An 11917-nucleotide genomic window follows, 5' to 3' on the forward strand; every position below is an offset into this window, starting at 1 on the left:
TATTAAAGAAAATATTTAATCTTATGATGCTCTGGAGGTTGACAACAGTTAATAAAAAGTTATAAAAAGTCATAAATTAATGTTGACATTTATAATTTAGTATAGTCTAATACAATTAGAGGTGGTTAATGTGAAGTATTATACTATACATGAGTTTTCTAAATTAGTTGGAAAAACTCCTCAAACATTAAGAAACTGGGACAAAAAAGGATTACTTATTCCACATCATACAGGTGCTAATGGATATAGATATTATTCGCATGACCAATTAAAACAAGTATTAAATATTAAAGAAGATAAAAAATCAAAAGTTATTATAGGATATTGCCGAGTATCTTCGTATAAACAAAAAGACGATTTACAACGACAAGTTGAAAACATGAAATTATATTTAGACAAACAAAATAAAAATTATGAAATAATTGAAGATATAGGCAGTGGGATTAATTATACTAAAAAAGGATTAAGAACATTATTAAGAAAAATAGTCAACAATGAAGTTGAAAAAGTCGTTGTTCTTTATAAAGATAGATTGTTAAGATTTGGTTTTGAATTGGTGGAATATATATCTAATCTGTATGGATGTGAAATTGAAGTAATAGATAGTACAGAAAAAACTGAACAACAAGAACTTGTTGAAGATTTAGTGCAAATAATAACTGTATTTTCTTGTAAACTTCAAGGTAAAAGAGCAAACAAAGCACGTAAAATGATTGAGGAGTTGACCGAAGATGATAAAGACAATTAGAGTACAATTATTACCTAACAATAAACAAAAGACTTTATTAAAGAAATGTGCAGATGTAGCACGATGGGCTTATAATTGGGCTTTATCTAAGCAATTAGAAAATTTTAAAAACGGTGGCAAGTTTATAAACGATGAAGAGTTAAGAAAGGAACTAACACAACTAAAGAAAAATCCTGAATATAATTGGTTAAATGAAGTTTCAGCACAAATACCAAAACAAGCAATAAAGGATTTATGCATAGCTTATAAAAACTTTTTCAGAATAGAAAATAAACATTATTCTGAAAAAACTAAGAAAAAAGCATTAAGACAAGGTAGACAATTGACAGTTTATGATTTAGAAGGACATCCAAAATTTAAAAGCAAAAAAGATGTACAACAAGGGTTTTATCACAGAGAAGATTTAGGACATTTAAAATTTAAAGGTGATAAAGTAAAACTTGAAAAGATAGGATGGATTAAACTATCTGAAAATAGAATCGAATTACAAACAGCGGAAAAATTTTATAATCCAAGAATAAAATTTGATGGTTTTAATTGGTTTATAACCGTAAGTATTGATTATAAACCTACCAACAACCAAAAGTATTCAGATGGAATAGGCATTGACTTAGGAGTTAAAGATTTAGCAGTAATTAATGATGGTAGAAAAATACCTAATATTAATAAGAGTCAAGAAATAAGAAGATTAAATAAAAAATTAAAAAGACTCCAACGTAAATTATCAAGAAAATATGAAAAACAAAAAGAAGGAGGTGTAAACCGTTATAAGAAAACTAAAAACATTATTAAGTTGGAGTGCCTTATTCGTAAAGTCCATAAAAAAATAAAAGACATTCGTACAAATTATTTACATCAAGAAACTGCTAAACTGGTGAAAGCCAAGCCAGAGTTTGTGTGTATGGAAAATTTAAATATTAAAGGTATGGTTAAAAACCATAAATTAGCAAAATCCGTACAAGAACAAATGTTTAGCGAGTTTCGTAGAATAATGGAATATAAATGTAAATGGAATCATATTAGGTTTATAGTAGCAGACAGGTATTATCCATCAAGCAAGACATGTAGTGAATGTGGATATATTTTAGATAAGATGTCTTTATCAACAAGAAAATGGGTGTGTCCTGAATGTGGAATAATGCATGACAGAGATATAAATGCAGCTATAAATCTAATGAAATATGGAAAATCAGCATAATTCACTTAACGAATTATGTTGGTATGTACGGTGTCGTTACATCGGAATTTAAGCCTTTGGAGAGTCATACCAAACGCAAGTAGGATTCCGAAAGCGGACTCTATGAATAAGGAAAAGAACATAAAAGTTATAAATTTTATAACTTTTTATAAGTTTCTTATAACGGTTCAGGTAAATGATTATTACTTCAGCCGAGACACAAAAAAACAATTCAAATAGGATATCGGTGTATGTTGATGGAAAATATCATTTTAGTATTGATGAAGAGGATTGGTTTAGGTTAAACTTATATGTGGGAAAAGAAATCAGTGAAAAAGAAATAAAAGAGATAAATGAAACTCGCAGCTTTTCAAGGGCAAAAAAGATAGCAATTAAATTTAGTATATTTAAGAAACGTACTGAATTTGAAGTCAAAACCAAATTGAAACAGTCGGGATTTGATGGATCTACTATTGAAAAGGTAATACGTGAACTTAAGGTATTGCAATATATTGACGACACAACGTATACTGAAAAATATATTAAAGATGCACTAAATTTAAAAAAAATTGGTATTCATAGAATAAATGTTGAATTGCAAAGAAAGGGTGTTGATGAAGCCATCATCCAAAACCAGTTATCTAAATTGGAAGTTAATGAAACACAGAGATTAAAACCTCTTTTGCAAAAAAAATTAACTTCTGTTAAAACAATAGATGAAAAGTCTTTAAACAAAATAAAAAATTATTTTATAGGAAAAGGATATGATTTAAATGTTATCAATCAAAGTATAAAAGACATACTTAGTGCAACTGAAGAAAAAATTTAGGCAGAAAGAAGGGATGATGTTGAAATATAAGATTGGTGTTGTATCTCTCGGTTGTGCAAAAAATCTTGTTGATACGGAAGTAATGCTGGGATTATTGTCTAAAGAAGGGTTTGGCATTACCAACGATCCTGCAGCAGCCGATATATTAATCGTTAATACCTGTGGTTTTATAGAGTCTGCTAAACAGGAATCAATTGAAAATATCTTAGAGTTGGCAAGATATAAAGAAGTCGGTTCCTGTAAGTTATTAATTGTCACTGGATGTCTGGCAGAACGCTATAAAGATGAAGTCGTCAAAGAAATTCCTGAAGTGGATGCTGTAGTAGGGACAGGCAACTATCACGAAATTGCAGAAGTAATAGGTGAGGCATTTAAGGGCAGCAAAGTATTAAAATATGGAAATCCAGACTATACGCCTGAAGAAGGGTTACCCCGGTTCCAAAGTACTCCTTCCTACACTGCATATTTAAAGATATCCGATGGGTGTGATAACCATTGCACATATTGCATTATTCCAAAACTAAGAGGAAAGTATCGGAGTAGAACCATTGAAGATGTAGCAACTGAAGCCAGACAGCTTTCTGAGCAGGGGGTCAAAGAATTAATTATTATTGCACAGGATACTACCCGCTATGGGATGGATATATATGGTGAGCACAAGCTTCATGAGCTGTTAAATGAACTGTGCAGAATTGAGAATATAAAATGGCTCCGGTTGCATTACTGCTATCCGGAAGATATCACTGAAGAACTTATTGAGACAATTGCTGCACAGGAGAAGGTTTGCAATTACCTTGACATTCCTATTCAACACAGCAGTAATTATATCTTAAAAAAAATGGGAAGAAGAGGTACACGGGAAAAGTTAATTGATTTGCTGAGCAGGATTAGGAGCAGGATTCCTGATGTGGCAATAAGGACCTCTATTATCGTCGGTTTTCCCGGGGAATCAGAACAGCATTTTAAAGAACTTGAGGAATTTATTCAGGATATTAAATTCGATAGAATGGGAGTTTTTAAATATTCCCAGGAAGAAGATACACCGGCTGCCGAATTTGAAGGACAAGTCAGTGAAGAAGTCAAACAGCAAAGATATGAAAGGCTTATGTACTTGCAAAGCAAAATTTCAAAAGAAATTAACCAAAACAAAATTAACAAACTCTATGAAGTACTGGTAGAGGGATATGATGGTAAAACCAATTGCTATTATGGACGTACCTATGCCGATTCCATAGATATAGACGGTAAGGTATTTTTTAATAGTAAAACAACTTTAAAACCTGGTGATTTCGTGAAGGTTTTAGTAAAAAAAGCCGTTAATTATGACTTAATAGGGGAGATCTCAAATGAATCTTGCAAATAAAATAACGATGCTCAGGATATTTCTTGTTCCTATTTTTATGTTTTTTTTACTTACAAAGTTTCCTTACGGAGCTTATATTGCAGTAGGAATATTTATTATTGCTGCTGTTACCGATGGTCTGGATGGCTATGTTGCAAGAAAATGGAAGCTGGTCACCAATTTTGGCAAATTTGTTGACCCTCTTGCAGATAAGCTGCTTGTAACAGCAGCACTTATCTCTTTAGTAGAGTTAAATAAATTGTCTTCCTGGGTGGCAATGATCATTATTACCCGGGAGTTTGTCGTGACGAGCTTACGAGTTGTCGCCGTTTCGGAAGGTATCATCATTGCAGCCAGCATGTGGGGAAAAATTAAAACCGTTACCCAGATTATTGCGATTGTTGCTATACTCATCGATAATTTTTCATTCAGGTTGTTCGGGTTTTCCTTTGGGCAAATTACGATGCTTATTGCGGTGATATTTACTGTCTTTTCGGGTATAGATTATTTAGCTAAAAACTGGAAGGTTATTGATATAAATTAAGAATAAGATTGAGATTAAGACTAAGACTTAAGACATTTGTGGCGTTAAAAGCGCCACTATATTTATAATCTCAATCTAAATCTCATTTTGTATGTATATTTTATATAGTTTTTATTAAAAATACATCTTGTTGTAAAAAGATGTATTTTTTTAATTTTAATTATTGATATTTTTAAAAATTTGTATTATACTGATTATGATTAATAATTATAACCAGGTAATAATACTATATTATAAACCAATTTGAGGTGTGTTGGATGGGGAGAATATCTTCTAAGAAGGAGAGGCAGAATCATTTACTGGAACAGTTGCAAGAAGATCCTTTTTTAACTGATGAAGAGCTGGCGGAGATATTTAATGTTAGTGTACCTACGATACGCCTTGATAGATTGGAATTAGGAATACCTGAACTTAGAGAAAGAATTAAAAATGTGGCTGAAAACAGTTATAATAAGGTTAAATCAATACAGAGCAAAGAAATTGTAGGCGAACTGGTGGATATTAATCTTGGAAAAAGCGGAATATCCATATTTGAAACAGATGAGAGTATGGTGTTTGAAAAGACAAAAATTGTTCGTGGGCATTTTATATATTCGCTTGCAGAAACCTTGGCAATTGCAGTAATTGATGCACAAGTTGCATTAATAGGCGTAGCAAACATCAAATATAAAAGCCCGGTATACGCCGGAACCAAATTGATTGCGAAGGCGGAAGTAATTAGAATCCGTGAAAATAAATACATCGTTTGGGTAAAAATTAAAGAAAAACAAATTGAAGTGTTTAGGGGTAAATTTATTCTTGTTTCTCTGAATGGAGAAATCAAGAGGAGGTAAATGAATGAGGATAGCCATTGATGCAATGGGTGGAGACCATGCACCTAAAGAAGTTATTAAAGGAAGTATACAAGCCGTAAAGGACTTTGATATTAACATCGTTTTGATTGGGAAGGAAAGTATTATCAAAGAGGAATTGCAAGCTTATAAATTTCCTGTTGAAAAGGTACATATAAAAAATGCTGATGAAATTATTACGAATGAGGATACTCCCACAAAAGCCATAAAAAATAAAAAAGACTCCTCTTTGGTTGTAGGTTTAAAGATGTTAAAAACCGGGGAAGCAGATGCGTTTGTTTCTGCCGGTAACACAGGAGCATTGTTAACCGGGGCTCTGTTACTCGTTGGTAGAATAAAAGGAGTAGACAGACCAGCATTGACTCCCATACTCCCTACTGATAATGGATGTGCGCTACTTGTCGACGCAGGAGCAAATACTAGTTGTAAGCCAGAAAATTTTTTGCAGTTTGGTATAATGGGATCCGCTTATATGAAAAAAGTTCTGGGAATTGATACACCTAGAGTAGGGTTGGTAAATGTAGGAACAGAGGAAGGAAAAGGAAACGACTTAACTAAAACTGCCTATAATTTATTAAAAAATGCTCCTATAAACTTTCTAGGGAATATTGAAGCAAGAGAAATTCCCGGCGGTATTGCCGATGTTATCGTTTGTGACGGGTTTGTTGGAAATGTTATGTTAAAGTTAATGGAAGGTATGGGGCTGACATTCTATTCAAATATTAAGAAAATTTTTACCAAAAATATTTTGACTTACTTCTCTGCTTTGCTGGTAAAAAGCGGACTAAAAGAATTTAAGAAAAAAATGGATTACACTGAGTATGGAGGCGCACCATTGCTGGGAATCGACGGAGTCGTCATTAAAGCACACGGAAGTTCAAATGCCAAAGCTTTTTACTCTGCAATTAGACAGACGAAAAAGTTTGTGGAGACAGGGGTTATTGATGAAATAAAGCAATATATTTGTGTGACGGGAGAGGATAACTTTGATTCAAATGAATAAAAATGCAGGGATCGTAGGACTGGGAGTTTGTGTTCCTGAAAAGATACTTACAAATTTTGATCTGGAAAAAATGGTCGATACGTCAGATGAGTGGATAAAAACCAGGACAGGAATTGAACAAAGGCACATAGCAGATGAAAATACATTCACTTCTGACCTGGCATCAAAGGCTGCGATAAATGCGCTGGAAGACGCCGGCATAAAACCTGAAGAGGTGGAGTTGATCATTGTAGCGACGATTACGCCTGATATGTTCAGCCCTTCAACAGCATGTATTGTGCAGCATAAAATAGGTGCTGTTAATGCAGCAGCTTTTGATTTGAATGCCGCATGTTCCGGTTTTACCTATGGGCTTACTGTAGCAAGCCAGTTTATTACCAGCGGATATTATAAAAATGCACTGGTAATTGGTGCCGAGTGTCTATCAAAGATTACAGATTGGAAAGACAGAAATACATGTGTACTTTTTGGTGATGGTGCCGGTGCAGTAGTATTAAAGCCTGTAGATGAAGGACGGGGTATTTTGTCTACTCATCTTGGTGCTGACGGTTCCATAGGCAAACATCTTACCGTTCCAAGTCTGGCCCTTGAACCTCAGGAATTGGAAAAAAGAGACCCTGAAAACCCCAGGACAATTTGGATGAATGGGTCGGAGGTATTCAAATTTGCTGTAAAAATAATAGCCGATGCAACTTTAGCTGTTTTGGAAAAAATTAATTTGAATATTCATGATGTAGATGCAATTGTCCCGCATCAGGCAAATTTAAGAATTGTTGATGGAGCTGCAAAACGGTTAAAGTTTGATAATAATAAAATTTTTACTAACCTTCAAAAGTATGGTAATACTTCTGCTGCATCCATACCTATTGCATTATATGAAGCTGTGAAAAGCAGATTTATTAAAAATGATGACCTAATTGTGTTAGTAGGTTTTGGCGGAGGATTAACGTGGAGCTCGGCAGTGGTGAAGTGGTATAAGTAAAAAAGGAGGATGGCTATGAAAACGAGAATATGCGACATATTAGGAATACAATATCCTATTCTTCAAGGAGGGATGGCGTGGGTGTCCACTGCGGAATTAGCATCGGCGGTATCTAATGCGGGCGGGCTTGGTATTATTGCAGCCGGTAATGCTCCTGCAGACTGGGTGAGAAATCAGATTATAAAAGCCAAGGAGATGACGGATAAGCCTTTTGGTGTTAATGTAATGCTGCTTTCTCCCTTTGTAGAAGAGGTAATGGAAGTTATCTATAAGGAAAAGGTTCCTGTCATAACCACAGGAGCAGGAAATCCCGGTAAATATGTTGAAAAACTTAAATCGATTGGTACTAAAGTCATTCCGGTTATTCCTTCAGTAGCTCTTGCCAAAAGAATGGAAAAGGAAGGGGCAGATGCTGTAATAGCTGAGGGAACTGAATCAGGAGGCCATATTGGAGAATTAACCACAATGGTGTTGGTACCACAGGTAGCAGATGCTGTTGATATACCTGTAATTGCAGCGGGAGGTATTGCTGACAGCAGAGCTGTTGTTGCAGCTTTTGCCCTAGGTGCCGAAGGAGTACAGATAGGAACCCGTTTTATATGCTCCACAGAATGTGCAGTCCATGAAAATTATAAAAAAGCAGTGTTAGATGCCAAGGACAGGGATGCTGTTGTAACAGGACGTTCGACAGGACATCCTGTCAGATCTCTTAAAAACAAACTTACAAAAGAGTTTGACAAGCTGGAAGAAAGCAGAGCTTCCATAGAGGAGTTGGAAAACCTGGGGAGAGGAAAACTTCAAGCAGCCGTATGTAATGGGGATGTCGTTAATGGTTCTGTTATGGCAGGGCAAATTGCAGGGCTAATTGATGATATCAAACCATGTAAAGATATTATAGATGATTTAATCGGTAATACCTATGGTGTAATTGAAAGGATAAAATCTTTTTGTGGAGGGAATTAATATGGGTAAAGTTGCTTTCATTTTTCCCGGCCAAGGTTCCCAATCTGTAGGAATGGGAAAAGACCTTGTGGAAAACTTTGAAAAAGCAAATGAAATTTATGAAAAAGCATCCGGTGCACTGGGCTTTGATATTAAGGCCATGATTTTTGAAGGTGATGAAGAAACGTTAAAAATCACCGAAAATACCCAGCCGGCAATATTAACTACCAGCGTAGCATGTCTTGAAGTGTTAAAGGAAAAAGGAATAAAACCCGATGTAGTTGCAGGACTTAGTTTGGGTGAATATACTGCTCATGTAGCTGCGGGATCTATTGATTTTGCCGATGCCGTAAAGCTTGTACGAAAACGGGGGAAATTTATGCAGGAAGCTGTCCCGTTAGGTGTGGGTACAATGGCAGCCATTATGGGATTAGAAAGCGAAGATGTCATTGCATGCTGCGAACAGGCAAAAGATCAAGGAATTGTAGAGCCGGCAAATTTTAATTGCCCCGGACAAATTGTTATTGCCGGTGAAGTTAAAGCTGTCGAAAAGGCATGTGAAGTTGCGAAGGGAAAAGGAGCAAAAAGGGCAATGATTTTACCGGTTAGCGCTCCATTCCACTGCAGCATGCTTAAACCGGCAGGAGATAAGTTAGCTGAAGAATTAGAAAAAGTAGAAATTAAGGATTTGAATATTCCTCTTATTTCAAATGTAAATGCAGAATATGTAAAAAGTAAAGATGAAATAAAAGAATTACTCATAAAACAGGTTAGTACTTCTGTAAAATGGGAAGAAAGTATTAAAAAAATGCTGAAGGATGGAGTAGATACTTTTATTGAGGTGGGTCCCGGCAAAGTTCTTGGCGGCTTTGTAAAAAAAATAGATAAAACGGCAATAATACATAACGTTGAAGACTTAGCCTCGTTAGAAAAAACAATAAGTGAGATGGGGGTGCAAAAATGAGTCTGCAAGGGAAAACAGCAATTATTACTGGTGCAGGCCGAGGTATCGGCAAGGCAATTGCCATGAAATTAGCGCAAATGGGTGCAAATATTGTAATTAATGATATTCCGTCTTCTATAGATGCAGATAAAACTGCTGAAGAAATAAATAGCAATGGGGGAAATGCAATTGTATGCAAAGGAGATGTAAGAAATCCACAGGATGTTGAAGCAGTTGTCCAGCAAGCTGTAGAAAAATTCGGTTCAGTTGACATCTTGATTAATAACGCCGGTATTACCAGGGATACATTAATCATGAAGATGAGTGAAAAAGATTGGGATGATGTTTTAGATATTAATTTAAAGGGTGCATTCAATTGTATTAAAGCTGTAACAAGAATTATGATGAAACAACGCTCAGGTAAAATTGTAAATGTGGCTTCGGTAGTAGGTGTAATGGGAAATGCAGGCCAGGCAAACTATTCTGCTTCCAAAGCAGGCCTGATAGGATTAACAAAATCAACTGCCAAAGAACTGGCACCAAGAGGAATTAACTGTAATGCAATCGCACCGGGTTTTATTCAATCAGATATGACAGATAAATTATCTGAAACCGTAAAAGAAGAATATATGAAAAACATTCCGCTCAAAAGGTTTGGGACGCCGGATGATGTGGCAAATGTTGTTGCTTTTTTGGTTTCAGATGATGCAAATTATATTACAGGTCAAGTTTTACATATTGACGGTGGACTGGTAATGTAATATTATCTTTATATAGCCAATATTCACTTTACAAAATTTTCTACTTCGGAAGGAGGTGAATGCTGTGGTATTTGAAAAGGTAAGAGAGATCGTTGTTGATCAACTAGGAGTTGAAGAAGATGATGTAACAATGGAAGCTTCCTTCATTGACGATTTAGGCGCAGATTCATTGGATATCGTTGAACTTATAATGGCTCTTGAAGAAGAATTCGATTTGGAAATTCCAGATGAAGAAGCGGAAAAAATTTCAACTGTTGGTGATGTAGTAGAGTATATCAAAGCCAATAGCTAACAAAAAGTCCCGTCTATCGGGACTTTTTGTCTATATTCTTCCGTTTATCCAAAGAAAAGGTTTGCATTGGTGTTAATAATCAAAAAAGTTGATGACTTTTTGTTTTAATATATATTATTTATTAAGTTCTTAGCATATGAAATTTAAAGCTAAACAGATTGGGGGTAAATAAAGTGAAAAGAAGAGTAGTAGTAACGGGCGTAGGTGCTGTAACACCTATTGGACATGGGAAGATCAATTTTTGGAATGCAATTAAAGAAGGAAAATGCGGGATAGATTATGTAACACGTTTTGATGCAAGCGAATATACTTGTAAAATTGCTGCAGAGGTAAAAGATTTTGATGTTACCCAATATATAGATAAAAAAGAAGCAAAAAGAATGGATAGATATACCCACTATGCCATAGCAGCATGTATGATGGCCATTGAAGACGCCAAAATCAATATGAAAGAGTTAAATGGAGAGAGAGTAGGAGTAATTCTGGGGTCTGGTGTTGGGGGAATTGAGACTTTGGAAGATCAACATAATACAATGTTATCCAAAGGGCCTGGAAGAGTAAGTCCGTTTTTTATTCCAATGATGATTTCTAATATGGCAGCAGGGCACATCGCAATAATGACCGGAGCTAAAGGAGTAAATGAAACAATTGTATCAGCCTGCGCTTCAGGTACCAACGCTATTGGAGATGCCTTTAGAGCCATTCGTAATGGTGATGTGGACGTAGTAATCACAGGAGGTGCAGAGGCTCCTATCACTTCATTATCTTTTGCCGGTTTTTGTTCTATGAAAGCAATGTCTACAAGGAATGAAGATCCTAAATGCGCATGCAGTCCGTTTGATGCTGAAAGAGACGGGTTTGTAATGGGTGAGGGGGCAGGTATTCTTATACTCGAAGAATTGGAACATGCTAGAAGCAGAGGGGCAGAAATAATTGCAGAAGTTGTTGGATACGGCTCTACCGATGATGCATATCATATCACAGCTCCGGCGCCTAACGGAGAAGGCGGAGCCAGAGCTATGAAACTTGCTATTGAAGATGCAGGTATTGCACCTGATGAAGTAGATTATATCAATGCCCATGGAACCTCAACACCTTACAATGATAAATATGAAACTGCCGCAATCAAAACAGTGTTTGGAGAACATGCCTACAAATTAGCAGTAAGTTCTACAAAATCCATGACCGGGCATTTACTAGGGGCAGCCGGAGCTGTTGAAGCTATTATCAGTGCATTAGCTTTGAAAGATAATTATATTCCGGCCACTATAAACTACAAAAACCCAGATGCAGAATGTGACCTGGATTATGTAATAAACCAGGGAAGAAATAAAGAAATAAAGTATGCGCTTTCAAACTCTTTAGGATTCGGCGGGCATAACGCAACCATTTTGTTAAAGAAATATTGATTTAGTGGGTGGTGGGTAGTGAAACTCGCCACCCTTCTCTAAATTTTTAAAAATGTTAATCTAAAAAGTACCAATAGCTTTTGACGAGCAGTTA

The 11917-nt window shown here is 35.6% G+C and carries 13 protein-coding genes; all 13 read left to right on the forward strand.

The genetic code is table 11. The annotated features are described in order from the left end of the window. Nucleotides 1-130: 130 nt before the first annotated feature. The 13 genes from CIB29_RS02820 to fabF all read left to right on the forward strand — a co-directional run bounded on the left by CIB29_RS02820 (nucleotide 131) and on the right by fabF (nucleotide 11823). On the forward strand, nucleotides 131-748 hold the full coding sequence (locus CIB29_RS02820) for an IS607 family transposase (protein ID WP_094546561.1): 618 nt from the start codon (nucleotides 131-133) through the stop codon (nucleotides 746-748). Then, nucleotides 732-1946, forward strand: coding sequence for an RNA-guided endonuclease InsQ/TnpB family protein (locus CIB29_RS02825; protein WP_094546563.1), 1215 nt, complete (start codon nucleotides 732-734; stop codon nucleotides 1944-1946). Before CIB29_RS02820 ends, CIB29_RS02825 begins: the two co-directional genes overlap by 17 nt. 292 nt (nucleotides 1947-2238) lie before the next feature. Next, on the forward strand, nucleotides 2239-2754 hold the full coding sequence (locus CIB29_RS02830; protein ID WP_198543720.1) for a regulatory protein RecX: 516 nt from the start codon (nucleotides 2239-2241) through the stop codon (nucleotides 2752-2754). A 16-nt stretch (nucleotides 2755-2770) separates the two neighbouring features. Beyond that, a complete protein-coding gene (gene rimO, locus CIB29_RS02835; protein WP_094546701.1) occupies nucleotides 2771-4117 on the forward strand; it encodes a 30S ribosomal protein S12 methylthiotransferase RimO in 1347 nt (448 codons plus the stop codon). Next, a complete protein-coding gene (gene pgsA, locus CIB29_RS02840; RefSeq protein ID WP_094546567.1) occupies nucleotides 4101-4640 on the forward strand; it encodes a CDP-diacylglycerol--glycerol-3-phosphate 3-phosphatidyltransferase in 540 nt (179 codons plus the stop codon). The genes rimO and pgsA overlap by 17 nt, the downstream gene beginning before the upstream one ends. Nucleotides 4641-4897: 257 nt before the next feature. Continuing rightward, on the forward strand, nucleotides 4898-5473 hold the full coding sequence (gene fapR / locus CIB29_RS02845) for a transcription factor FapR (protein ID WP_094546569.1): 576 nt from the start codon (nucleotides 4898-4900) through the stop codon (nucleotides 5471-5473). Between the two features lie 4 nt (nucleotides 5474-5477). Then, nucleotides 5478-6494, forward strand: a complete 1017-nt coding sequence (gene plsX / locus CIB29_RS02850) for a phosphate acyltransferase PlsX (RefSeq protein ID WP_094546571.1) — start codon at nucleotides 5478-5480, stop codon at nucleotides 6492-6494. Beyond that, entirely contained in the window at nucleotides 6487-7476 is a 990-nt protein-coding gene (locus CIB29_RS02855; protein ID WP_094546703.1) for a beta-ketoacyl-ACP synthase III, read from the forward strand. Before plsX ends, CIB29_RS02855 begins: the two co-directional genes overlap by 8 nt. A gap of 9 nt (nucleotides 7477-7485) precedes the next feature. Next, entirely contained in the window at nucleotides 7486-8439 is a 954-nt protein-coding gene (fabK, locus tag CIB29_RS02860; protein WP_094546573.1) for an enoyl-[acyl-carrier-protein] reductase FabK, read from the forward strand. Between the two features lies 1 nt (nucleotide 8440). Next, nucleotides 8441-9382, forward strand: coding sequence for an ACP S-malonyltransferase (gene fabD / locus CIB29_RS02865; protein ID WP_094546574.1), 942 nt, complete (start codon nucleotides 8441-8443; stop codon nucleotides 9380-9382). Next, entirely contained in the window at nucleotides 9379-10122 is a 744-nt protein-coding gene (gene fabG, locus CIB29_RS02870; protein WP_094546576.1) for a 3-oxoacyl-[acyl-carrier-protein] reductase, read from the forward strand. The genes fabD and fabG overlap by 4 nt, the downstream gene beginning before the upstream one ends. A gap of 64 nt (nucleotides 10123-10186) precedes the next feature. Further along, nucleotides 10187-10414 (forward strand): acyl carrier protein, encoded by a 228-nt coding sequence (acpP, locus tag CIB29_RS02875; protein WP_094546578.1) that lies wholly within the window; start codon nucleotides 10187-10189, stop codon nucleotides 10412-10414. A 173-nt stretch (nucleotides 10415-10587) separates the two neighbouring features. Next, nucleotides 10588-11823 (forward strand): beta-ketoacyl-ACP synthase II, encoded by a 1236-nt coding sequence (gene fabF, locus CIB29_RS02880; protein ID WP_094546580.1) that lies wholly within the window; start codon nucleotides 10588-10590, stop codon nucleotides 11821-11823. The last annotated feature ends 94 nt before the right edge of the window (nucleotides 11824-11917 follow it).

The sequence above is a fragment of the Petroclostridium xylanilyticum genome (genome assembly GCF_002252565.1).
In the GTDB taxonomy this organism is placed as follows: domain Bacteria; phylum Bacillota; class Clostridia; order SK-Y3; family SK-Y3; genus Petroclostridium; species Petroclostridium xylanilyticum.